The sequence below is a fragment of the Rahnella sp. 2050 genome, from assembly GCF_040544515.1.
GTDB classification, from domain to species: domain Bacteria; phylum Pseudomonadota; class Gammaproteobacteria; order Enterobacterales; family Enterobacteriaceae; genus Rahnella; species Rahnella aceris.
Genome location: NZ_JBEPKE010000011.1, coordinates 79,046 through 101,978 on the forward strand (window position 1 = coordinate 79,046; position 22,933 = coordinate 101,978).

The following is a 22,933-nucleotide window of genomic DNA, read 5'->3' on the forward strand; positions in this document are numbered from 1 at the left end:
ACCGTTGCTGGATATGCGCAATATCACCAAGCGGTTTGGTGCAGTAAAAGCCGTTGATAATATTAGTCTGACGTTATCTGCGGGTGAAGTGCTATCGCTGTGTGGCGAAAATGGATCGGGTAAATCCACGCTAATGAAAGTGTTGTGCGGTATTTATCCGCAAGGAACGTTTGAAGGTGAAATTTATTTTTCAGGAGAACGTCTTACTGCGAAAGGTATCCGGGATACCGAGCAAAAAGGGATCGCCATTATTCATCAGGAACTTGCGCTGGTTAAGCAACTGAGTGTGCTGGAAAACATGTTTCTGGGTAATGAATGGGGCAGTTATGGGCTGCTGGATACCGACAAAATGTATCTGCGTTGTCAGCGCATGCTGGCGCAGGTCAAACTCAATATTGACCCGCATACGCTGGTCGGGGAACTGGGGCTCGGGCAGCGGCAACTGGTTGAAATTGCCAAAGCGCTGAACAAGCAGGTCCGTTTGCTGGTGCTGGACGAACCGACGGCATCATTGACCGAAAGTGAAACCGCGATTTTGCTCGATATCATTCGTGACCTGCGCCATCACGACATCGCCTGTATTTATATCTCCCACAAACTCAATGAAGTCAAAGCCATATCGGACAAACTGTGCGTGATCCGCGATGGTCGTCATATCGCCACCTGCAATGCCGCCGGAACGTCGGAGAAAGAAATTATCGCCATGATGGTGGGGCGTGAACTGACGGAACTCTTTCCGCCGCGTGAACGCCAGATCGGTAAGGAAATATTAAGGGTGGAAAATCTTACTGCCTGGCATCCGGTTAACCGGCATATCAAACGGGTGGATAACGGCGGTTTTACGTTACGTGAGGGCGAGGTGCTGGGTGTCGCCGGACTGGTGGGTGCCGGAAGAACCGAAATGATGGAGTGTTTATTTGGTGTTTATCCGGGACGATGGTCTGGCGATATCTGGCTGCAAGGCGAGAAAGTGCAGATCACCGATTGCCGCGATGCCATGCGGCGCGGGCTGGCGATGGTGCCTGAAGACCGTAAACGTGACGGCATCGTGCCGGTTATGGCCGTTGGCAGCAACATTACACTGGCGGCGTTAAGCCAGTTCAGCGCTGGCGGTGTTCTGCGCGAAGCCGAAGAACAGCACAGCATCAGTGAGTCAGTGAAACAACTCAAAATCAAAACCTCTTCTCCCGAACTGGCAATCGGGCGGCTCAGCGGTGGCAATCAGCAAAAAGCCATTCTGGCACGGTGCCTGCTGCTAAAACCTAAAATCCTCATTCTTGATGAACCGACGCGCGGGATCGACGTCGGGGCAAAACATGAAATCTACAAACTGATCGGCCAGCTGGCGGCGCAGGGCATGGCAATTATCGTCATCTCATCAGAGTTACCCGAAGTGCTGGGACTCAGCGACCGCGTGGTAGTCATGCATCTCGGACAGGTCAAAGCCTGTCTGGATAACAATAATTTAAGTCAGGAACAGGTCATGGAAGCCGCATTGAGGAGTGAATCTTATGTCTAAATTTCCCCAACCAGGAACCCCGTCTGCGCCTGCAACTCAGGGTGGGGCCGACGCGTTATTTTCGATGCAGAAACTGAAGAGTATTAACCTGCAGGTGTTCGTCATGCTGGCGGCCATTGCGGTGATTATTGTCTTCTTTAGCGTCACCACTGACGGCGCGTATATCAGCGCACGTAACGTGTCCAACCTGCTGCGTCAGACCGCCATCACCGGCATTCTGGCTGTAGGCATGGTCTTTGTGATCATCTCAGCGGAGATCGACTTGTCCGTCGGTTCCATGATGGGGTTACTGGGTGGAGCGGCGGCGATTTTCGATGTCTGGCTCGGCTGGCCTTTGCCGCTCACCATTGTGGTGACCCTGGCATTAGGGCTGCTGTTGGGCGCATGGAATGGCTGGTGGGTAGCATATCGTAAAGTCCCGTCATTCATTGTCACACTGGCCGGAATGCTGGCGTTTCGCGGCATCCTGATTGGTATCACCAGCGGCACCACGGTATCACCGACGACACCTGCAATGTCGTTAATAGGTCAGAGTTATCTGCCGGATTCTTTCGGTTTTGGTATTGGTGCGATTGCGCTGGCCCTGTTTATTGGCTGGCAGTGGCGCAGGCGCAAACAGCGGGCGGTGCTGGGTTTGCCGCTGACCGCAGCAAAAAGTGATGTGACCCGCCAGGCACTCACTGCGGTTATCGCGCTGGGCGCTATTTACCTGCTCAATGATTATCGCGGTGTGCCAACGCCGGTGTTGATTCTGGTGGCGCTGATGTTGGGTGGCATGTTTATGGCCTCCCGCACCGCATTTGGCCGTCGTATTTACGCTATTGGCGGCAACATTGAAGCGGCGCGGTTATCCGGTGTTAATGTCGAGCGCAGCAAGCTGGCGGTGTTTGCGATAAACGGTCTGATGGTAGCGATTGCCGGTCTGATCCTCAGTTCGCGGTTGGGGGCAGGTTCGCCTTCGGCGGGGAATATCGCGGAACTGGATGCCATTGCAGCCTGCGTTATTGGCGGAACGAGCCTGGCGGGTGGCGTCGGCAGCGTGGCCGGTGCGGTTATGGGGGCTTTCATTATGGCTTCGCTGGATAACGGCATGAGCATGCTGGATGTACCAACGTTCTGGCAGTACATCGTTAAAGGCGGAATTTTACTGCTGGCGGTCTGGATGGATTCGGCGACCAAACGACGTGCATAAAGTCAGCAGAGATGGCAGTGATGACGGGCGGTCACTTAGGAAAGTCTGAGCAACCTCACAAATTCACTAAGCTAAATCTACGTAAGCCATGGCGTTGTGCTATTGACCAACCCAATCAGCCTCATTCATGAGTACAAATGAATGAGGCTTTAGTCTATGAGAAAACCGGTGAGAGACAGGCATGTTTGAAAAACGTTATCGGATCACGTTGTTATTTAACGCCAACAAAGTCTATGACCGTCAGGTCGTCGAAGGCGTGGGTGAATACCTTCAGGCCTCACAAAGCGACTGGGATATCTTCATTGAGGAGGATTTCCGCTGTCGCATAGACAACATTAAAGACTGGCTTGGTGATGGTGTGATCGCCGATTTTGATGACCGTGAAATTGAAACGTTGCTTGAAGGTCTCAATGTGCCGATTGTCGGGGTGGGCGGGTCTTATCATCAGGAAGAAGATTATCCGCCGGTGCATTATATCGCTACCGACAACTACGCACTGGTTGAAGCGGCCTTTATGCATCTGAAAGAAAAGGGGATTAACCGCTTCGCGTTTTACGGTTTGCCTGATGCAGGGGGAAAGCGCTGGGCGCAGGAACGCGAGCACGCGTTCAGAAAACTGGTGTCTGCTGAACAGTATCAGGGTGTGGTCTATCAGGGGATGGAGACAGCACCGGAAAACTGGCAACACGCTCAGAACCGGCTGGCGGACTGGATCCAGACACTGCCGCAGCAAACTGGCATTATTGCGGTTACCGACGCCCGCGCACGTCATCTGTTGCAGGTGTGCGAGCATCTGAATATTCCTGTACCAGAAAAGCTTAGCGTCATTGGTATCGATAATGAGGAACTGACGCGCTACCTGTCGCGTGTCGCCTTGTCATCCGTGGTACAGGGCACGCGCCAGATGGGCTATCGCGCCGCGAAACTTCTGCATCAGTTGCTGGATCAGCGTGATTTACCGTTACAGCGTATTCTGGTACCGCCGGTAAAAGTGGTAGAACGCCGCTCAACGGATTTCCGATCACTGCGTGATCCGGCCGTCATTCAGGCGATGCATTACATCCGTTACCATGCCTGCAAAGGGATTAAGGTTGAACAGGTTCTCGATGCCATCGGCATGTCGCGTTCTAATCTTGAGAAACGGTTTAAGGATGAAACCGGACAGACGATTCACGGCGTGATCCACGAAGAAAAACTCGACCGCGCCCGCAACCTGCTGGCCGCTACCTCGATTTCCATCAATGAGATCTCGCAGATGTGCGGATATCCGTCGCTGCAATATTTCTATTCGGTATTCAAAAAAGGCTATGAAATGACCCCTAAAGAGTACCGCAGCATTCATGGCGATAGCGTGTATCAGGATGTCTGAAAGCCGCATAAAAAAATGCCCCGTTCAGTGACGAACGGGGCATGAATACATTGATACCAGAGAATAAATTACAGTGTTATCACCACCGGACCTGCACCGGCAGCCGGGGTCAGCAATATCCCCAGCGCCCCTTCTTTCTGCGCAGCACCGCTCACTTCCCTGACCGATTTCTGATTGCGCAGGCACAGTGTCCAGCCTGATGCCTGGCCTTCCCGGGTTACTGTAATTACGCCATCCCGCCGTTCGGCTTTCAGGATGAAGACGGTTCTCCCGCTCAGATCGGTGATCACGCTTTCTGCCACCGCGCCGTCTTCCAGCTCGAACAGATGGAATTCAGGCTGCTGGCTGTAATCATAATCCGGCTTCTGATTATTACTGCCAAGCGCCAGCAAGGTATTCGGACGAACATATAACGGCAGGCTGTCGAAGCCATGCTGCTGACGATGCCAGCGCGAACCTTCGGCCACGTCGTTGCTCAGAAGGTGCGTCCAGCGGCCTTCTGGCAGATAGAAATTGACATCGCCTTCTTCGCTGAAAACGGGGGCGACCAGCAGATCATCACCAAGCATATATTGGCGGTCAAGATAATCGCATGCCGGATCGTCAGGGAACTCCAGCACCATGGCGCGCATCACCGGTGTTCCGTGGCTGGCAGCCTGGGCTGAAGCGGGGTAGAGATACGGCATCAGGCGGCATTTTAGCTGCGTGAACTGGCGCACCACATCGCAGGCTTCATCGTCATACACCCACGGCACCCGATAGGATTTGCTGCCATGCAGGCGGCTGTGGCTTGAGAGCAGGCCGAATGCGCACCAGCGTTTGTAGATGTGCGCCGGTGCAGTATTTTCGAAACCGCCAATGTCGTGGCTCCAGAAACCAAAGCCGGATAATCCGATGGATAACCCGCCACGCAGGCTTTCAGCCATGGACTCGTAAGTGGCGTAGCAGTCACCGCCCCAGTGAACCGGGAATTGCTGCGCCCCCACCGAGGCGGAACGGGCGAACAGCACGGCTTCGTCTGCGCCGAGTTTATCCTGCAACGTTTCGTATACCAGTTTGTTGTACATAAACGCGTAATGATTATGCATTTTTTGCGGGTCACTGCCGTCGTGCCAGACGACGTCGGTTGGGATACGTTCGCCGAAGTCGGTTTTGAAGCAATCGACGCCCATATCCACCAGACGTTTCAGATGGCCCGCGTACCATTCAGCGGCCTGCGGATGAGTGAAATCCACGATGCCCATACCAGCCTGCCATTTATCCCACTGCCAGACACGGCCGTCAGGGCGTTTGAGCAGATAACCTTTTTCTTTACCTTCACGGAAAAGCGGTGATTTCTGGCCGATGTACGGGTTGATCCACACACAAATTTTCAGGCCGCGCGCTTTCAGGCGCTGCAACATACACTGAGGATCAGGGAAAGTTTGCGGATCCCATTCAAAATCACACCACTGGAAAGCCTTCATCCAAAAGCAGTCAAAGTGGAAAACATGCAGTGGCAATTCACGTTCCGCCATGCCGTCAATAAAGCTGTTGACGGTCGCTTCATCATAGTTGGTGGTAAACGAGGTGGTCAGCCACAGGCCAAACGACCAGGCGGGTGGCAGTGCAGGGCGGCCGGTCAGACGGGTATAACGATCGAGCACTTTTTTCGGCGTCGGGCCATCGATAACGAAATACTCGAGATATTCGCCTTCCACGCTGAACTGCACTTTGGAGACTTTTTCTGAGCCGACTTCAAAAGACACACATTCAGGATGATTTACCAGCACGCCGTAGCCGCGGTTTGTCAGGTAGAACGGAATGTTTTTGTAAGACTGCTCAGTGCTGGTGCCGCCATCGCGGTTCCAGGTTTCGACAGTCTGGCCATTTTTGACCAGCGCGGTGAAACGTTCACCCAGACCATAAACCGTTTCGCCAACGCCCAGATCCAGGCGTTCCATCATGTAGGTTTTATGCGAGTTCGCATCCTGAACATAGCCGTTAGATTTCGCGACACTGCCGGTGATCCGTCGGCCATGGCGCAGGAAGTCCAGCGTCCAGTTATTACCTTTGGTGACGCGAACACTCAGATCACCGCTGTGCAGCGCGGCGAATTCATCGTTGTCTTCAAAGCGCAGTTCGGGGGTGTCGGTTTGCATTAACGGATAATGCGGGCCTTTATCCATTTCGCCATCAAAATGAGTAATACGTACACCCATCACGCCGGTCTGCGGCGAGAAGAAACGCAGCGTAAACAGTGGCGAGTCCAGTTGGCTGGCGCGTTCCGAGGCATCTTTCGGCGCAGCATAAATCACCATCTCATTACCGGAGCGTTGTACTTCAAACACCTGAAGCGGGTGTGTGAGTGACAATCCTTCCTGGATCAACCAGTTACCATCACTGATCTTCATAATGTCTCTTCCTTTTAAACTTCATCCAATTTATTTCATAAATTCTTGCTGATTGCGGCGGATGCCTTGTGCGACTTCATCAAGAATGCGGCGTAGCAGCGGGGTACGAAGAATGTAATAGCGTTTACAGATGATGGCGCTCAACAGGTAGCAAACTGCCGGAACCAGGGTGAACAGCGCGATAATGCTGGTCATGGTGGCTGCATTTTGGGTGGCGGCACCGGACTGATAACCAGCACCGGCCAGCATCCAGCCGATCATCGCGCCGGCCAGGGCCAGACCGAGTTTCAGAACAAACAGGGTACCGGCGAAGCTGATACCGGTCAGGCGTTTGCCATCGTTCCATTCGCCGTAATCTACGGTGTCGGACATCATTACCCACTGAATTGGTGTGACTAACTGATGCAGAACGCCGATAACGAAGATGAAGATAAACATCAGCACGCTGCCGTTCACCGGCAGGAAGAACATGCCGAGGCTCAGAACCGCCAGAATGGCGTTGGTCCACCAGAAAACACTGACCTTACATTTCCAGTCGGTCAGCGGTTTTGCCAGCGCACTGCCTAACAGGTTACCGACGGAATAGACGCCAAGGAACCAGGCGAACAGCACCGGATTGCCGAGAATGTACGTCACGTAATACATCATGGCGCCGCCGCGAACCGCGACCGCAATGATGTTGAGGATGGTCAGCAGGCCGACAATACGCCACTGGTCGTTGTGCCAGATATCACGCAAATCTTCGCGCATGGTGCCGGTCGGTTTGCCCGGATCGATACGTTCTTTGGTGGTGGCAAAACAAATCGCCAGCATCACGGCCGCAACAATCGCCAGCACCGCAATCCCGCCCTGATAACCGAGCGCCTGATTTTCTCCGCCGATCAGTTTAACCAGCGGCATCATCAGCACGGTACTTAACATGCCGCCAGCAGTGGCCAGCACGAAGCGATAGGATTGCAGTGAAATACGTTGCGTCGGGTTAGAGGTAATCACACCGCCGAGGGCGCAGTAAGGAATGTTGACCACGGTATACATCAGCGTCAGCAGGGTATAAGTGATAGCGGCGTAAATCATTTTGCCGGTCATGCTCAGCTCTGGCGTGGTGTAAGTGAATATGCAGACGATGCCGAAAGGAATGGCGCCAAACAGCACATAAGGGCGGAATTTCCCCCAGCGCGTTCGGGTGCGGTCTGCCAGTAATCCCATGCAGGGGTCTGAGATCGCGTCCAGTGCGCGGGCCAGCAGGAACATCGTACCGACATAACCTGCAGGAATGCCGAAAATATCGGTATAGAAAAACATCATGTAGAGCATGACGTTATCGAAAATGATATGACTGGCGGCGTCGCCTAATCCGTATCCAATCTTTTCCTTGACCGAAAGGATTTCTGTACTCATTGCTTCAATGTCCATATGAAAAGGGTGAGTACGTTTTTAACGGTTGGCGGGGGCCTGAGGCTATTGAGATTTTTGTTTCTGAAATTATGTTTCTTTATTTCTGTGATCGCACAGTGCAAACGGAGGATAGTTGAGCGGGAAAAGTGTGGAGGAAGAGCCTGATACGGGGCGGATAGATGCGGAAAAAACCTCCCGTTTCCGGGAGGCTCCGATGTTTATTTTTTATATTTTGCTTCCAGCGTCGCAAACCACGGTGCGGTGAAATCTTCAGATTTACCCCAGCCAGGAATGATTTTGCTTAGACCGGTCACGTTGATGCCGTCCGGTTGGCTGAGAAGCAGAGATTGCGGAATGGTCTGTGCCGGGAATTCATAGGTTGCAGGGGTTTTCTCACCGGCAATTTTAAGCGCCACAATTCGCAGGTTAACCGCGCCAATCAGCTGTGTATCCACTGCAGCGGTCATCTGCCACGGGCTGCCTTTTTCGCGCATCAGTTGTAAATCCTGATTCGATACATCAATGCTGTAGAGTTTGATCTCGGTACGGCCATTTTCTTTCAGTGCTTTATACGCGCCCTGACTGAAGGCGTCCCATGCGCCCCAGATGGCATCAATCTGACCTTTCGGGTACTTCGCGAGGATTGCACCGACTTTGTTCGCTGTATCGCCCTGCACGTCAGAAGACACTGCGCCGATAGATTCCAGCTGATGAATGCCCGGATTCTCTTTCAAAATAGCTTCGTAGGTTTTCTGGCGGCGTTCCATTGGCGGGAAACCGGCTACCCACAGTTTGACGATATTAGCCTTACCGTTGAAGTCTTTCACCAGCTGGCCGACAGACGCTTTCGCCAGTGAGGCATCGTCCTGACGGGTGACGGTCACGCCTGGAATGTTTTCCGGCACTTCGGTATCAAATGCGGAAACCGCAATACCTGCTGCCGCAATGCGTTTTGCCAGCGCTTCGGAATACGGGCCGCGTCCCTGGGACAGGATAATGCCGTCGTATTTCTGGCTGATGGCCTGATTCACGAAATCCTGAAATTTGGCGTCATCGCCATTACTCAGAAAGGTATCCACTTTAAAGCCAAGCGCGCGGCCTTGTTTAATGGCACCGGCCAGGAACTGCGTGGTGTTATCGTCGGAGCCAAGATTACGGATAACTGCGATGCGCACGGGACCGTTGTGCTGGGCGATAGCCGCCGGAACGGGCGCAGGTGTTTCACCGGCAGCGAAGGCCGGTACAGTGGAAAACAGGCTTAATGCCAGCAGGGATGCGGATATTTTTTTCATTATTGAACAGCTCCGTCGGACGCGATGTTTTTTCTGGTGTTTTTTTTGGTAAATCCGGGAAGGCAATGCGGCTTTCCAGATTGAGGATGTACAGAAGTCTGTCTGTCTGGACGTCTATTCTGTCGGAGCAGTTTACCGGTATGTTACGAAAGAAGGAATGCTTTGTTGTTATTATATTTAACAGTGTTGTTATTCCTGTGGGTTATAGCGGATGCGCAGCCTCTGAGCAAAATCAGGCACATGGCCTAAACTGAATTTTTGTCTGCGATTTTTACATTGATTGTTCATTCCTCTAATACAGCCTCCGGGAGAAGCCTTATGCCATTTTCTTTCCGCGACACCTTATTGCCTGCTTTTGCGCTGGTGATGTTAACCACCAACGTCTCTGCTGCGCCGAAATCCCCCGTCCCGCCGCCACTTGTCAGCGCGCAGGTCACTGAACTGGCAAAAGGGCTGGATCACCCGTGGTCACTGGCTTTTTTGCCTGATAATCAAGGGGCGCTGATTACCGAACGCAGCGGGCAACTGCGACTTTGGAAGCAGGACGTTGGATTATCCGCACCGCTGAAAGGTGTACCGGCCGTGTGGGTCGCCGGGCAGGCCGGTTTGTGGGATGTCCGTTTGTCGCCAGATTTTGCCAGTAACCGCCGGGTGTATCTCACCTTTGCGCAGCCCGGTGAAAAAGGTGAACCGCATGCTGCGCTGGGCTATGGCACGTTGACGGCGGACAATAAAATCCTGACGAATTTTAAGGTCATTTTCGTACAGCAACCGGCGTTGCAAAGCGGTATTAATCTCGGCGGGCGCATCGCCTTCGATCAGAAGGGAAATATTTTCCTGACGACCGGTGACAATAATCAGCGCATCAACGCCCAGCATCTGAATCAGTTGCAGGGCAAGATTTTGCGTCTGACACCGGAAGGCGGCGTGCCGCAGGATAATCCGTTTGTTCAGGACAAAAGTGCGAAGCCGGAAATCTGGACTTTCGGCAACCGTAATCCGCAGGGACTGGCAGTTAATCCGTGGAGCGGGGTGTTGTGGGAAACCGAACACGGTCCGCGTGGCGGCGATGAAGTGAATCTGCTGAAAGCGGGTAAAAACTACGGCTGGCCGCTGGCAACCTTCGGGATTAACTATTCCGGGCAGCCGATCCCCGAAGCCAAAGGCACCACATTAGCGGGGGCGGAAGATCCGATTTATTACTGGGAAGTTTCACCGGCATTAAGCGGTATGGCGTTCTATAACGTGCAAAAATTCCCGCAATGGAAAAACTCGCTGTTTATCGGTGCGCTGGCAGGAGAATCGCTGATCCGCCTGACGCTCGACGGCGAAAAAGTCACGCATGAAGAGCGTTTACTCAGTGACCGTAAGGAACGGATCCGCGAAGTGCAGGTGGGTGCAGACGGATTTGTGTATGTGCTGACCGACGATCGCGATGGCAAGTTGCTGAAGGTGGCACCGCAGGGTTAAGTCCTGAAGGGTTAACTCAATAAAAAGGCGGGCTATTTCAGCCCGCCTCAGTTTCAGTCAGCGCAATCAGCGTTGCGTTCTTTGCGCCTTGAACAGGGCCCAGACGCTGAGCAACCCGACCATCATCAGGTAGTAGCCCGGTGCCAGACTGCTGCCGGTGGCGGAAATCAGCAATGTACAGATGAATGGCGCGAAGCCACCAAACACGGTTACGGCGACGTTGTAGCTGATCGCCATCCCGCTGGCGCGGGTGGTGATCGGGAACAGGTCAGCCATCATCGACGGCACGGTGGAGAAATACACCGATTTCAGTAGTGCCAGCCAGCTTATCAGCAACAGCAAGGACATCGCTGATGTGTGTTGCAGCATCAGCCAGAACGCCGGATACACGGTCAGCAACAGCAGAATAAGCGATCCCCACATCAGCGGCAGACGGCCAATTTTCTCCGCCCACAGGCCCATAACGGGCGTTACTACCGTCAGGATAATCCCGGCTGCCAGTGTGGCGCTGAACCCCGCCGAAGCAGGCAGATGCAGTGTTTTGGTGGCATATGTCGGTACGTAGTTCAGCATATAGTTGATGGCAGTAGACACCACCATCAGGCCAATCGCGGTAAAGAACAGGCCTTTTTGCGCACGCACGATTTCTTTCAGTGGCGACGCGGTTTTCTCGGCCTTGCTGAAACTTTCCGATTCCCGGATATGACGGCGGATGTATAAACCGACCGGCCCGATCAGCAGCCCGAAGATAAACGGAATACGCCATCCCCAGTCCTGCAGTTGTGTTTCACTCAGCACTGCCGATAAGCCCAGCCCGAATGCCGATGCCAGCAGCGTACTCGCACCCTGTGTCGCGAACTGCCAGCTGGCGATAAACGCTTTGCGTTCCGGGAAGTGCTCGACCAGAAAGGCCGTCGAACTGCCGAATTCACCGCCTGCCGAGAAGCCCTGAATCAGACGAGCTGCCAGGATTAACAACGGAGCCGCCATGCCGATGGTTCCGTAAGACGGCGTGATAACGATAATCAGGCCGCCGATCATCATCAGGCTGATGGACAGCAACAGTGAGGCTTTGCGTCCGTGTTTGTCGGCATACGCACCCAGCACAACCGCGCCGAGCGGGCGGATCAGGAATGACACGCCGAAACTGCCAAACGTCAGTAACAGGGAAACGGTCGGATCGGATGTCGGAAAATAGGCGTGAGCAATGTAGCTGGCGAAAAAACCGTAAATCGCGATATCAAACCATTCCAGCGCGTTACCGATACAGGTCGCAAAGAGGGTTTTCATCAGGCTTGGCTTTTCTGTCGCGTTGCCGGTTGTATGGGATGACGCCGTTAACTGGCTCATTTGGCACCTCCGGCGTGATCAATATGCTGAGCGAGCAGGGCGGTACCATGCTCGCCGAAATCCCATAACAGACGGGTCATGATCGCCAGCCCCTCGCGGGCGACGGAAATCAACATGTGCTCGTTGACGCCATGCTGACCGCAGGCCGGATACGAATGCGGAACCCACAACGTCGGCAGGCCGAGAATATCGGCAAAAACGTCGTTGGGCAGTGAACCGCCGAGGTTCGGTAGCAGCGCCGGTTTTTTGCCGGTAGTTTGCTGCATGATGTTCAGCGCCCAGCCGACCAGCGGGTCGGTCGGGTCGAAACGGGTGGCCGGTGAACCGCGCATAAATTCCACTTCAACCTGTGGGAAACCCTGTGCATCAAGATGGTCACGCACGTGTTTCGCCAGGTTTTGCCAGTCAGTGCCGACCACAAACCGTAGCTGACACACTGCCGTGGCGTTGCCGGGAATCGCGTTCATCGGGCGCTGCGGATTACCGGTCAGGAATGACAGCACTTCCAGCGTATTCCAGGCATACAAACGCTCGGCTGGCGTCAGACCGGCTTCTCCCCAGTCCGGGTCGATCTGCGGATCACTTTCGCCGCCACCGACGTCAACATCACGGAGAATTTCTCGCACTGCCTCACTGACTGCAGGCGGTTTAAGCGCTTCCACCTGCAGCTGCCCCTGCTGACTGACCAGCGAGGCCAGCGCATTGGCCAGCTGAATGCCGGGATTGGTCAGCAGACCGCCCCAGTTGCCGGAGTGATAGGCGTTGTCGCGGGCATTGATGGTCAGACGGAAATTGACCGCACCCCGCGAGCCGAGGAACAGCGTCGGGCGCACAGCACTCAGGCGCGGGCCGTCGGAGGCCAGGAAAATGTCGGCGCTGAGTTGGTCGTGATAATCGCGGCACAGTTCGGCCAGCCCCGGCGAGCTGATTTCTTCACCCATTTCGAACAGCAGTTTGCAGTTAAAGCCGAGACGGCCACCACGTGCTTTGAAGATTTGTTCCAGTGCCGCGATATTAACGCTGTGCTGGCCTTTGTTGTCGGCGCTGCCGCGTCCGTACCAGCGGTCACCTTCTTCTTTCAGCGCCCATGGCGACAAATCACTGCGCCAGTTTTCATCGTCGCCGAACACCACGTCGCCGTGGCCATAGCTCAGTATGGTGGGCAATTCGCTGTCTTCAATGCGTGTAGCAATCAGGAAAGGACGGTTGGCGGCATGAGGATTTTCCACGCTGAGCAGGCTGAAACCCATCGCTGAAAGTGCCGGTTTAATCTCTTCATCGAGATAACGTGCCAGTTCAGCGTCTCGCTGATTGCTCTGGCTTTCGGTGGCAATAGCCACCCTGCGTGCCAGTGTTCTTTTGTATTCACCCTGATCGAACCAGGCTAATGCCTGTTCAACGATATTTTCCGCTGTCATGAATAACCTGCTTTTTAATGTTTTGAGGATTTATTGTTGGTTTTTTTAGCAGTTTCACTCTACGCGCGGCGCAAGCGTTGCCACAATAATAATAATTGCAACTTAGCGTTGCTTTTATTGTAATGCTTGTCTGCACAGTTATGAGGCAATACGGCCATGCAAAGTACGGAAATTCGCTACTTCCTGGTAGTGGCAAACACCGGTTCGCTGAGTGCGGCGAGTAAGCAATTATTTGTCGCAGTGTCTGCCATCAGTCGCCAGATCCAGCGCCTCGAAGAACGTATCGGTGCGCCGCTTTTTGAGCGTCATGCCCGCGGCATGGTGCTGAATGATGCCGGACAAATTCTGGAAAACCATGTGCGCAAAAGCATGATGGACATGGAACACGCCATGGCAGAAATCCAGGGGCTGAACGCGGTACGCCGCACGGTGATCCGCATGGCCTGCACCGACGGGCTGGCGTTTGATTTGCTGCCGCAGCTGTTTTCACAGTTCCGGCTGAACAATCCGGGTGTGATGTTTTATCTCAACGTCGGCACGGCGGTGGAAGTGTCGGAGATGATCCACAACGGCGAAGTGGAACTGGCGTTGCAGTTCAGTCTGGCGGCGGAGCGCGGTGTGGATATTCTGGCGTCTTTTCCCGCGCCGGTGCGCATGGTGATGCGTCCGGATCATCCGCTGGCGGAATCTGAGGTGCTGCTGACGGATTTGCACCCGTACCCGCTGGCGATGAACGAGCAGGGCAGCACCATCCGCCAGTTGTTTGATTTGTCCTGCCGGATGAGCGGCATTTTTCTTGAGCCTGCGGTGAGTTGTAACCGTTTCTCGACGTTGTACGATTTTATGGTGCAGACACCGGGCGCGATTGCGGCATGCAGCCATTTTTCCATTATGTACAAAGCGCGCCGCGACAATTTGCGGGTGAAACCGGTGAATATTGAACAACTGAGTCAGCGTACGTTGCAGTTGCAGTCACCGGCAGGCAAGCGGCGTCCGGCGGCACTGAGTCAGTTCATCGATTTTATTCGTGATGAACTGACGCGTGAAAACGAGAATTTTATTCGTGATTTCCGGCTGTAGCCGTCAGCATGCGTCTTGTTGCCGATGCGCATAGCGTGACCAGTGCAGGTTGTGCCAGCCTTTTGCAGCAGCGAGCTTTTGCAGGGGCTCGCTGGCATTAATGACCGTAGCGACATCGGCAAACTCCAGCAAAGGCTGATCATAAAGCGTATGGCTGTAGGCGAAAATTTGCTGATAGAACGTCGGCTCGCGATTCTCCAGCCACAGTTTTAAGCGCTCAAGACGCCCCTCATGAAAGGTCAGTTTACCTTCGACCCTGCCGCTGAAACGCTGGTTAACGATGCCGGCTTGCAGCCCGAGTCCGGCATTCGCACCCAGACGTCGGGCGACCGGCATGACCAGATGGTCGCCCGATGCGGAGATAATCAGGATTTCATCCCCGCGCATACGGTGCCAGTCGAGCCGTTCACGCGCCTGCGGATAAACCCGTGGCATGATATCCCGATGGATAAACCGCTGAACCCAGTTCGCCACGGTGGCACAGTTCAGGCCGCTCATGGGCTGTAACGTCTGAGAAAGATAGCGGCGGTAACGCTCGGTGGTTTGCGGGCAAATAACACCGCTGGCCGGAGTATTGTGCTGATGAACGGCATTCAGCCGGTAATGACTGAGTTCATCGCGGGGGGTGTAGCCCTGCGAAACCAGCCAGTGCAACCACAGATTGTGGCTGTCATCGCAAATCAGCGTGTGGTCGAGTTCAAATATTGCGAGATCCATGGGGCGGATTCCCTCATCTGAAAGCCTTCATTCAGCGTAGCGCAATTTCAAATATTGAGTGTTTTGTGAACAACATTGTCACGCGATCTTCATCAGGCGTGAAAGCGAGTCCACAGGCTTATCAGCAACCATGCTGCCAGTGACCAGCAGACCACGGCGCCAAACAGGGCGTAGGGGAGTTTCATCGAGCCGATGAAGAAATACAGAGAAATCAGATACACCATGTAAGGGATAACGGCCCACAGTCCGAAAATAATGGTGGTGCGCAGGGCTTCAATGCTGCGTTCGGTGCCGACGATATAATGGGCAATCAGCGCAAAAGTGGGGAACAGCGGAACCAGTCCGGCAATGTAATAATTGCGGGTTTTAGACAACACGCCGATCAGAATCACAACCAGTGCGCCAATCAGCGCTTTTACCACCAGACCTGTCATTGATGCCCCTGCGCCTGTTCACTCGCATTGATTTCTGTGGTGAATAAGCCCTTTATTGTTATAGGTATTTTGTATGTGATTTACAGACAAACTGCCCCAGCCGGATGGAATGGTCAAGTGCTTACTGCTGTTTTTATCGTCAGTTGAATCTGCGCAAGCAGCGGAAAACTCTACTATTCTTAAGATCTTTACACTATTTAGGTTTATTCCCGACCCGGAAAGCAGTAGGTTTTACCTCTGACAGAGTTGCACAATCTGATTGAAAGATAAGATAAATTTCAGTTACCCGGACAAAAGCGCTGATACCTATGACAATTTCTTCCCAATTCAAACGGACTTTCATTTACGCGCTGGGCGGTGGAGTATTGCTGCTGGCGCTGCCTGCCGCTCAGGCGGATAACGCCCCGGTCGCGCCGCAGATTAACGCGAAATCCTGGGTACTTATGGATTACAACAGCGGGAAGATCCTGACGGAATCTAATCCCGATGCGCGTCTTGACCCTGCCAGCCTGAGTAAAATCATGGTCAGCTATGTGGTCGGGCAGGCGATCAAATCCGGCAAAATCAAATCAGATGATCTGGTTTCCGTCGGTAATGACGCCTGGGCGACCGGCAATCCGGTGCTGCGCGGCTCCTCGCTGATGTTCCTCAAACCGGGTGACCGCGTGCCAGTTTCTGAGCTTAACAAAGGTATTGTGATCCAGTCAGGTAACGACGCCAGTATTGCGCTGGCGGATTTTGTGGCGGGCAGCCAGGATTCATTCGTCAACCTGATGAATCGCTATGCCGAACAGCTGAAACTGCAAAACACCCATTTTAAAACCGTTCACGGGCTGGATGCGGACGGGCAATATACCTCCGCTACTGACATGGCCCTGTTGTCGCAGGCGCTGATCCGCGATACGCCGGATGAATATGCGCTGCACAAAGAAAAAGAATTCACCTTCAATCACATCAAGCAGATTAACCGCAACCGCCTGTTGTGGAGCTCTAACCTGAACGTTGACGGCATCAAAACCGGTTACACGTCGGGCGCGGGCTACAATCTGGTTTCTTCCGCCAGCGATTCCACCGGCATGCGTTTAATCGCTGTGGTGATGGGGGCGCCAAGCGACAGGATCCGTTTTAATGAAAGCGAAAGCCTGTTGACCTGGGGTTTCCGTTTCTATGAAACGCTCACGCCAATCAAGGCGGGTGATGCCTTTACCAGCCAGCGTGTCTGGTTTGGTGAGGAGAAAATGGTGCCACTCGGCGTGGCTGAAAATGCCTCGCTGACCATGCCTAAAGGCCAGCTGAAGAATCTCAAGGCCAGTTTCAATCTGACCAGTCCGCAGCTTGAAGCACCGCTGGCGAAAAATCAGGTAGTGGGTACAGTAGATTTCAGTCTGGACGGCAAGGTCATCGAACAGCGTCCTCTGGTGGCGTTGCAGGAAGTGAAAGAAACCGGTTTTATTGGCCGTATCTGGGACTTCGTGATGATGAAGATCAGTGGATTGTGGGGCAGTATTTTCGGCAAATGATAATCTGCTGACATAAAAAACGAGGCTCAGGTAGCCTCGTTTTTTTATGCTTTGAATAACGGAGCAGGGGATCAGTGCTGAACCCAACCTTTCTTGATCGGGAAAGCAAAACCGAAACGGTAAACCTTGCACATCAGGGCATTAATCGGTTCGCCGAACAAGTTCCACACCAGTTGCGCGAACAGGCACCCCAGCATACCTACCAGGAAGCCGCCCAGCATATCCAGCGGCCAGTGCACGCCAAGGTAAACGCGTGACCAGGCGATCGACAAGGCGGTTACCATCAGTAAAGCGCCTGACCAGATACGGTGCCAGAACAGGAAGGCCAGCGCGAAGGTGAAACTGACTGTACCGTGATCACTCGGGAAGGAATCATCCGGTGAATGATGCAGGAAGTTATAACCAAAACCTTCCACAAAAGGACGGGCATGAGGGAACAACATGGAAAACGTTTTAGCCGTTGTCATCGCAAAAAGAAGCGCAATGGCTGTCTTACTGATCATTTCGCGTTGCTTATCGATACGCTCCTGATGGCCCCATAGCCACAGGCCGATAATCAGCAGCGGGACAATCATAATCAGGTCATTAGCCAGAAAAGTGGCCAGCTGAATCAGCGCTTTCGGCGAATCCGGTGTGGCGTTAATCCATAGAAAAATCAAATGATTTAGTTGCTCCATAATACTACCCTCATTTATACAGGCCAAAATAGCCATCAAAAGAATCCGGTAACTTGCTGACAGGACGAAAAAATTTCAGATACGTTAATTTGTGCTGCCCTGCAGGTAAAGGGGTCTCGTCTGAATATCCGCATTCATTGAATAACGGTATAGTTTCACGATGAAATAGAGTGTAAAGAGAAGAACTTAAGGAAGCCTTAAGCGGGTGGTCATACCGCCTGAGCGGGGGACAGACAAAGTCTGAATACGGTAACGAGTGATTTCACAGGAGAGTGTCAGAATGGAGATTCGTGAGGCTGATATCGGCGATTTAAGCCTGTTGCAGCGCCTGGGGCGGGAGACCTATCGCCATTATTTTGGTAGTTTATGGCAAAGCGGGGACGAACTGAATGCTTTCCTGGAGGAGGATTTTGGTGATGAGGCGCTAGCCCTGAGCCTGGAAAGTCCGGATTGCTGCTGGCTGGTTGCGCAGGATAACGGTGAGGCGGTCGGTTTCGCCAGACTGAATTTTAATACGCCGCTGGACGTTGCAGAAGGTCAGGGGGCGAAGTTATGCAAACTGTACTTCACCCCGCTGAACCGTTCGCGTGGTTTGGGATCTGAAGTTTTTGCCTTCGCCGAACGTGTGGCAAGAGCGCGTAACCAGCCCGTTCTCTGGCTTGATGTGTTGCAAAGTAATTTGCCCGCCATCGGATTTTATCAGCGTCAGGGGATGCATCTGGCGGCTGAGACGACATATGTCACCGCCACCCAAACCACCCGGTTGTGGATCATGAAAAAGGATATCAATGATTAAATTACGCCTCGGCGGTCTGTTTATCACACTGGAAGCAGGGGAGGATATTCCTTATGCGCCGGAATTTTGTGAACATTATACCTACCTTCTCCACCCGGTTGACGGTGGCTATGAGATTTTGCGCTACGATGCTTATTCCGGCTGGCATAGACGTCCTGACCAGCTATTTGAAGATGGTCATCAGGCATTTGTATTTGCCTATCAGGCGTACGAAAAGGAATGGAATCAGACCGACGGGCGTTTAGGCGGTAAAGGCCAGCGCCTCGAACGGATTATGTAATAACCTGTTCTTGCGAATAGTCATCTACAGCCCCTATTTCAGGGGCTTTTTGTTGTCCTTAATGCAACCTTATTTTTAGAAAAATACAAAACATGACAGAGAACAGGCTGAATTCTGTGAATTATGTTTTCATGCCATAGTATCGCGGTGAAATTATTATAGGATTTAAATATCACTGTGAGAATGATATGAAATCACTCCAGGTCAAACAATGCCGTAACTGTATGTTTTTAATTGTCTTATTATTGTGTTGTGGGCAGTTTTAAACTTAAACAAACACCAAACGAAAGGTATTTCAAAATTTTTCTGGTTGCAACGAAACTTACCCTCGTTTATTTTTACGCCCATCTGTCCGGCCCGAAGGAGAAATATAACTTCATGGTGGCGGATAATAAAATTGCCGGACGGAAATTTAAACAGTTTATAAATAATCAAGGATATTGATGATGAAATTACGCGCGCTTTCTCTGGTAATTCCCGCACTGATGATGGCTGGCACTGCTGGCGCTGCCGAAATTTATAATAAAGACGGTAATAAACTCGATCTGTTCGGTAAAGTCGACGGCCTGCATTATTTCTCCAACGATGACAGCGCTGACGGTGACCAGTCATATATGCGTTTAGGTTTCCGTGGTGAGACTCAAATCAATAATGAACTGACCGGTTACGGTGAGTGGGAATATCAGGCTTCCCTGAATACTGCAGAAAGTGAAGATGCAAACAATTTCACCCGCGTAGGTTTTGCCGGTCTGAAATTCGGTCAGTGGGGCTCACTGGATTACGGTCGTAACTACGGCGTGATGTATGACGTGGCAGCATGGACGGATGTTTTGCCTGAGTTCGGTGGCGATACCTACGGCGCGGACAACTTCATGTTCCAGCGTGCGAACGGTGTACTGACATACCGCAACAAAGATTTCTTCGGCGTGGTCGATGGACTGGATGTGGCGGTGCAGTATCAGGGCAAAAATGGCAGTGCGACTGAATCTAACAATGGCCGCGATGTCCTGGCGCAGAATGGTGACGGCTACGGCATGTCCCTGACATATGATCTGGGCGAAGGTTTCAGCGCAGCAGCAGCGATGATGGCGTCTGATCGTACCAGCGAACAAAATGGCCGTAACAATCCGGCAATCATTGGTAACGGTGATAAGGCAACGGCTTACAGCGGCGGCCTGAAATACGACGCAAACAATATCTATCTGGCAGCAATGTACACCCAGAGCTACAACGCCAACCGTTTCGGTAAAGCGGGCAGCACGGCTTACGGTTACGCGGATAAAGCACAAAACTTTGAAGCCGTTGCACAGTACCAGTTCGATTTTGGTCTGCGTCCTTCGATTGCGTATGTACAATCACATGCCCGAAATGTTCCGGGTTACAGCAACCAGAACCTGACTAAATATGTTGATGTAGGCGCGTCATACTTCTTCAACAAAAACATGCTCACCTACGTTGATTATAAAATCAATCTGATGGATGACACCCGCCTGACCCGCGACGCCGGCATCAATACCGATGACATTGTAGCCGTCGGTCTGGTTTATCAGTTCTGATAAGCCGGCGCGCCCCTGTTAGTTTCAGGAACCGCGTCCTATGTGTCTGATTCCCCTGCCAGTTGGCAGGGGATGATTCACTGACTTTTCCTTCTTTCCTCATCCTTCCCACTCAGGCATCATGGCGTAACATTCAATGCATTACTGCTGATGAGGCCAGGATGACCGACTACGCCACCCCTAATCTTCCTTCCCGTAATTTCGAAGAAACCCAGTGCTTTTATGGCAGCTTTGGATTCATTACCACTTACGTTGATGACGGCTGGCTGATCATGACCCGCGGAACCCTTACGCTGGAATTCTTCCTGCACACGGATCTCGACCCGCTCACCAGTTGGTTCAGCTGCTGCCTGCGCGTTGATGACGCCGATGCACTTTTTGATGCGTTTATGGCGGCAGGAATCGGGCAGGATAAAAAATCCCATCCGTGCATTCATCAGCCAAAAATGCAGCCATTCGGGCTGAGAATGGGCGCAATGATCGATATCGACGGCACGCTGGTGCGGGTGATTGAGAATGAGAAATAAGCGCTGAAACACGTTCAGATACTCTTCAACTCACGTTAAATTTTCGCTATGTTATTGAAGTGAATATGATTGAGGAGATGAAAACGTGATAGTTAGAACATGGCACGGATGCGTACCCGTAAAACATGCAGCAGGATTTGCTGAACATCTGCAACTGACGGGCGTCCAGCATTCTCAGGGTATCGAAGGCAATTTAGGCGCTTTGGTCAAAAGCGTTTCGCAAGGGGACTGGGAGCATTTTTTCCTGGCAACCTACTGGCGGGATATCGAAGCAGTAAAAGCCTTTGCCGGTGATGACTATCATGTTGCCGTGACCTATCAGGACGATGAACAGTTTGAATTGCTGTCTGATCCTTATGTGTTTCAGCATGAGGTTGAGGGTGTGGTGGGTAAACTATGGAATTAATCGAAACGGAGTTATTCGGCCCATTGATAGCACCTGATGAATTTTGGCAGATTATTGAGTTTGCTTCTGTGGACAAAGACGGCGCACGAAATATCTATCTTTGGAGAGGTCAAGGCAACATTGAGTGGCCTATTCATAGCGGGGCATATAGACGGCTCGCGAAAGATAAAAGTTATCTTCCTTCGGAAATGAGTATGCGTGACTATGAAAGGGAGCTTCTAAGTAGTGCGAAACACCAAGGATATCATTACGAAAATGGGCGAGTGCTTTGTGATTTTGAATTACTGGCAAAGCTTCAACACCATGGTGCAGCAACACGTTTGGTAGACGTTTCAAGAAATATGCTTGTTGCCCTCTGGTTTGCCTGTAATTCTGAAAGAGATAAAATCGGACTATTATTCGGTCTGCATTGGGCAAGCGTTCGTGGCTTTGAGGGAAGGCCTGAACTACGAACTTACAATGAAATATTTGGTTCAGGCGATCCGAAACCAGATGATGTCTTGGAGGTGTGCCCAAGATTATGGCAACCACCTGTTGTGACGAAAAGGATTGCCGCTCAGAATGCACAATTCTTATATAGCCGAGTTAGCGATGAACTAGAGGGAAGCTTATTATTCCAAAAAAATTCGCAATGGGTAAAACTAATTGCTCTTACACCGGACATGAAGAGGGAGTGCTTAGTCATGCTCGAAAAGGTTTTCGACATCAGGCAATTTACTCTTTTCCCCGACATTGATGGGTTTTGTTATGCCAACAGCACCAGTTTTGAAAGTCATAGTAATGAGCGCTGGTAGTGATAAGTTTTATCTGGCACTCAGTATCTCAATGAGATTATACAATTAAAGTACGCTAAAATATTATTCCACAAGCAATGAAAGCATTGTGACCGGTGGGTTATATTAAACCTAATAGGCAGATGTATCACTTACCCGTTAAGGTTATATCAAAGTTAGTTGTGTCATCCTGGCTAGACTCAGACCTATTCTCGTTTTCATCTATGGTATACCTTTTCCTTTAGTTGCAAACATCTTCGACACCCTGCAGCCAGAACGGCTGGCAGGGTAGCGTTCACACATTTATTGACCAGTTGTCACTTTGCGGACTGCCATGCGTGATTCCCTCCAAAGAAGGGGATATTTAACTGTATACAAAAGGGTCTTCCCCCGTTGTGGTGGCTATTGTAGGATTTGGTTGTTCACCGAACAATGGGAGGTACCACTTGAGTAATGCTGCTGTTGTCATCAGAAATTACAGTTCTACTTTTCCTGACCCTATTTTGATAACGAAAAATGATACTGCCGTTATTAGCCATTGTGACCTTGAATATCCGGGGTGGGTATTGATAACACTCACCTCAGGGAAAGCCGGATGTGCTCCCCAACAAATATTTTCTCCCCCTCAGTTCTAAAGAAGTTATCTGTCTTGAAGACTATATGGCCCATGAACTTGACCTGCCCCCAGGATTAGATACAACGCTCACTTAGTAATGTCGGATCCTTCACTATCAGAATTACCCTTTCTCCAGGCCGCCGCAAATTCAGA

The 22,933-nt window shown here is 52.0% G+C and carries 20 protein-coding genes; 12 read left to right on the forward strand and 8 right to left on the reverse strand.

Annotated elements, in window-relative coordinates:
• The first annotated feature begins 13 nt into the window (after positions 1-13).
• The 3 genes from ABIC79_RS24080 (at position 14) to xylR (ending at position 4,080) form a co-directional block, all read left to right on the forward strand.
• On the forward strand, positions 14-1,519 hold the full coding sequence (locus ABIC79_RS24080) for a xylose ABC transporter ATP-binding protein (RefSeq protein ID WP_119262242.1): 1,506 nt from the start codon (positions 14-16) through the stop codon (positions 1,517-1,519).
• The gene (gene xylH, locus ABIC79_RS24085) at positions 1,512-2,711 is read left to right on the forward strand and encodes a xylose ABC transporter permease XylH (RefSeq protein ID WP_013575883.1); all 1,200 of its coding nucleotides are present in this window, start codon (positions 1,512-1,514) and stop codon (positions 2,709-2,711) included. Before ABIC79_RS24080 ends, xylH begins: the two co-directional genes overlap by 8 nt.
• A gap of 181 nt (positions 2,712-2,892) precedes the next feature.
• Positions 2,893-4,080 (forward strand): D-xylose utilization transcriptional activator XylR, encoded by a 1,188-nt coding sequence (xylR, locus tag ABIC79_RS24090; RefSeq protein WP_013575882.1) that lies wholly within the window; start codon positions 2,893-2,895, stop codon positions 4,078-4,080.
• Between the two features lie 68 nt (positions 4,081-4,148).
• Here the strand turns inward: xylR and yicI are convergent, their stop codons facing one another.
• The 3 genes from yicI to ABIC79_RS24105 all read right to left on the reverse strand — a co-directional run bounded on the left by yicI (position 4,149) and on the right by ABIC79_RS24105 (position 9,160).
• Positions 4,149-6,473 carry an alpha-xylosidase gene (gene yicI, locus ABIC79_RS24095; protein ID WP_354568714.1) on the reverse strand — a complete coding sequence of 775 codons (2,325 nt, stop codon included), beginning with the start codon at positions 6,471-6,473 and terminating at the stop codon, positions 4,149-4,151.
• A 30-nt stretch (positions 6,474-6,503) separates the two neighbouring features.
• A complete protein-coding gene (locus ABIC79_RS24100) occupies positions 6,504-7,871 on the reverse strand; it encodes a glycoside-pentoside-hexuronide family transporter (RefSeq protein ID WP_126124214.1) in 1,368 nt (455 codons plus the stop codon).
• A gap of 215 nt (positions 7,872-8,086) precedes the next feature.
• Positions 8,087-9,160, reverse strand: a complete 1,074-nt coding sequence (locus ABIC79_RS24105) for a sugar ABC transporter substrate-binding protein (RefSeq protein WP_013575879.1) — start codon at positions 9,158-9,160, stop codon at positions 8,087-8,089.
• A 318-nt stretch (positions 9,161-9,478) separates the two neighbouring features.
• Between ABIC79_RS24105 and ABIC79_RS24110 the strand changes: the two genes are divergently transcribed.
• Positions 9,479-10,630, forward strand: coding sequence for a PQQ-dependent sugar dehydrogenase (locus tag ABIC79_RS24110; protein WP_250980899.1), 1,152 nt, complete (start codon positions 9,479-9,481; stop codon positions 10,628-10,630).
• 66 nt (positions 10,631-10,696) lie between these two features.
• Here the strand turns inward: ABIC79_RS24110 and ABIC79_RS24115 are convergent, their stop codons facing one another.
• The gene (locus ABIC79_RS24115) at positions 10,697-11,980 is read right to left on the reverse strand and encodes an MFS transporter (protein ID WP_037034447.1); all 1,284 of its coding nucleotides are present in this window, start codon (positions 11,978-11,980) and stop codon (positions 10,697-10,699) included.
• Complete coding sequence (locus tag ABIC79_RS24120; protein WP_126124948.1) at positions 11,977-13,398, reverse strand: M20 family metallopeptidase; 1,422 nt, start codon at positions 13,396-13,398, stop codon at positions 11,977-11,979. The genes ABIC79_RS24115 and ABIC79_RS24120 overlap by 4 nt, the downstream gene beginning before the upstream one ends.
• Before the next feature lie 156 nt (positions 13,399-13,554).
• Here ABIC79_RS24120 and ABIC79_RS24125 point away from each other — a divergent pair, with 156 nt between their 5' ends.
• Positions 13,555-14,478, forward strand: a complete 924-nt coding sequence (locus ABIC79_RS24125; protein WP_013575875.1) for a LysR family transcriptional regulator — start codon at positions 13,555-13,557, stop codon at positions 14,476-14,478.
• 3 nt (positions 14,479-14,481) lie between these two features.
• Here the strand turns inward: ABIC79_RS24125 and ABIC79_RS24130 are convergent, their stop codons facing one another.
• Both ABIC79_RS24130 and ABIC79_RS24135 read right to left on the reverse strand, forming a co-directional pair.
• Positions 14,482-15,195, reverse strand: coding sequence for an HAD family hydrolase (locus ABIC79_RS24130; RefSeq protein ID WP_013575874.1), 714 nt, complete (start codon positions 15,193-15,195; stop codon positions 14,482-14,484).
• 92 nt (positions 15,196-15,287) lie between these two features.
• Entirely contained in the window at positions 15,288-15,629 is a 342-nt protein-coding gene (locus ABIC79_RS24135) for a GlpM family protein (RefSeq protein ID WP_013575873.1), read from the reverse strand.
• Between the two features lie 308 nt (positions 15,630-15,937).
• On the opposite strand from ABIC79_RS24135, the gene ABIC79_RS24140 reads away from it, so the two are divergent.
• Complete coding sequence (locus tag ABIC79_RS24140; RefSeq protein ID WP_013575872.1) at positions 15,938-17,149, forward strand: serine hydrolase; 1,212 nt, start codon at positions 15,938-15,940, stop codon at positions 17,147-17,149.
• Positions 17,150-17,220: 71 nt separating this feature from the next.
• Here the strand turns inward: ABIC79_RS24140 and ybjG are convergent, their stop codons facing one another.
• A complete protein-coding gene (gene ybjG / locus ABIC79_RS24145; RefSeq protein ID WP_013575871.1) occupies positions 17,221-17,826 on the reverse strand; it encodes an undecaprenyl-diphosphate phosphatase in 606 nt (201 codons plus the stop codon).
• Positions 17,827-18,106: 280 nt separating this feature from the next.
• Here ybjG and ABIC79_RS24150 point away from each other — a divergent pair, with 280 nt between their 5' ends.
• The 6 genes from ABIC79_RS24150 (at position 18,107) to ABIC79_RS24175 (ending at position 22,185) form a co-directional block, all read left to right on the forward strand.
• Entirely contained in the window at positions 18,107-18,622 is a 516-nt protein-coding gene (locus ABIC79_RS24150) for a GNAT family N-acetyltransferase (RefSeq protein ID WP_013575870.1), read from the forward strand.
• Positions 18,615-18,902 (forward strand): hypothetical protein, encoded by a 288-nt coding sequence (locus tag ABIC79_RS24155; protein ID WP_013575869.1) that lies wholly within the window; start codon positions 18,615-18,617, stop codon positions 18,900-18,902. Before ABIC79_RS24150 ends, ABIC79_RS24155 begins: the two co-directional genes overlap by 8 nt.
• A gap of 446 nt (positions 18,903-19,348) precedes the next feature.
• Positions 19,349-20,458 carry a porin OmpC gene (gene ompC / locus ABIC79_RS24160; protein WP_015690049.1) on the forward strand — a complete coding sequence of 370 codons (1,110 nt, stop codon included), beginning with the start codon at positions 19,349-19,351 and terminating at the stop codon, positions 20,456-20,458.
• 161 nt (positions 20,459-20,619) lie between these two features.
• Complete coding sequence (locus ABIC79_RS24165; protein WP_121019245.1) at positions 20,620-20,985, forward strand: bleomycin resistance protein; 366 nt, start codon at positions 20,620-20,622, stop codon at positions 20,983-20,985.
• Between the two features lie 85 nt (positions 20,986-21,070).
• Complete coding sequence (locus ABIC79_RS24170; protein WP_121019246.1) at positions 21,071-21,391, forward strand: hypothetical protein; 321 nt, start codon at positions 21,071-21,073, stop codon at positions 21,389-21,391.
• Positions 21,382-22,185 carry an FRG domain-containing protein gene (locus ABIC79_RS24175; protein ID WP_121019247.1) on the forward strand — a complete coding sequence of 268 codons (804 nt, stop codon included), beginning with the start codon at positions 21,382-21,384 and terminating at the stop codon, positions 22,183-22,185. Before ABIC79_RS24170 ends, ABIC79_RS24175 begins: the two co-directional genes overlap by 10 nt.
• Positions 22,186-22,933 lie beyond the last annotated feature (748 nt).

Excerpts from the sequence above, each read along its gene's own strand:
- ABIC79_RS24080 (WP_119262242.1), top strand. The coding sequence starts at position 14 with ATGCGCAATATCACCAAGCGGTTTGGTGCAGTAAAAGCCGTTGATAAT.
- xylH (WP_013575883.1), top strand. The coding sequence starts at position 1,512 with ATGTCTAAATTTCCCCAACCAGGAACCCCGTCTGCGCCTGCAACTCAG.
- xylR (WP_013575882.1), top strand. The coding sequence starts at position 2,893 with ATGTTTGAAAAACGTTATCGGATCACGTTGTTATTTAACGCCAACAAA.
- yicI (WP_354568714.1), bottom strand. The coding sequence starts at position 6,473 with ATGAAGATCAGTGATGGTAACTGGTTGATCCAGGAAGGATTGTCACTC.
- ABIC79_RS24100 (WP_126124214.1), bottom strand. The coding sequence starts at position 7,871 with ATGAGTACAGAAATCCTTTCGGTCAAGGAAAAGATTGGATACGGATTA.
- ABIC79_RS24105 (WP_013575879.1), bottom strand. The coding sequence starts at position 9,160 with ATGAAAAAAATATCCGCATCCCTGCTGGCATTAAGCCTGTTTTCCACT.
- ABIC79_RS24110 (WP_250980899.1), top strand. The coding sequence starts at position 9,479 with ATGCCATTTTCTTTCCGCGACACCTTATTGCCTGCTTTTGCGCTGGTG.
- ABIC79_RS24115 (WP_037034447.1), bottom strand. The coding sequence starts at position 11,980 with ATGAGCCAGTTAACGGCGTCATCCCATACAACCGGCAACGCGACAGAA.
- ABIC79_RS24120 (WP_126124948.1), bottom strand. The coding sequence starts at position 13,398 with ATGACAGCGGAAAATATCGTTGAACAGGCATTAGCCTGGTTCGATCAG.
- ABIC79_RS24125 (WP_013575875.1), top strand. The coding sequence starts at position 13,555 with ATGCAAAGTACGGAAATTCGCTACTTCCTGGTAGTGGCAAACACCGGT.
- ABIC79_RS24130 (WP_013575874.1), bottom strand. The coding sequence starts at position 15,195 with ATGGATCTCGCAATATTTGAACTCGACCACACGCTGATTTGCGATGAC.
- ABIC79_RS24135 (WP_013575873.1), bottom strand. The coding sequence starts at position 15,629 with ATGACAGGTCTGGTGGTAAAAGCGCTGATTGGCGCACTGGTTGTGATT.
- ABIC79_RS24140 (WP_013575872.1), top strand. The coding sequence starts at position 15,938 with ATGACAATTTCTTCCCAATTCAAACGGACTTTCATTTACGCGCTGGGC.
- ybjG (WP_013575871.1), bottom strand. The coding sequence starts at position 17,826 with ATGGAGCAACTAAATCATTTGATTTTTCTATGGATTAACGCCACACCG.
- ABIC79_RS24150 (WP_013575870.1), top strand. The coding sequence starts at position 18,107 with ATGGAGATTCGTGAGGCTGATATCGGCGATTTAAGCCTGTTGCAGCGC.
- ABIC79_RS24155 (WP_013575869.1), top strand. The coding sequence starts at position 18,615 with ATGATTAAATTACGCCTCGGCGGTCTGTTTATCACACTGGAAGCAGGG.
- ompC (WP_015690049.1), top strand. The coding sequence starts at position 19,349 with ATGAAATTACGCGCGCTTTCTCTGGTAATTCCCGCACTGATGATGGCT.
- ABIC79_RS24165 (WP_121019245.1), top strand. The coding sequence starts at position 20,620 with ATGACCGACTACGCCACCCCTAATCTTCCTTCCCGTAATTTCGAAGAA.
- ABIC79_RS24175 (WP_121019247.1), top strand. The coding sequence starts at position 21,382 with ATGGAATTAATCGAAACGGAGTTATTCGGCCCATTGATAGCACCTGAT.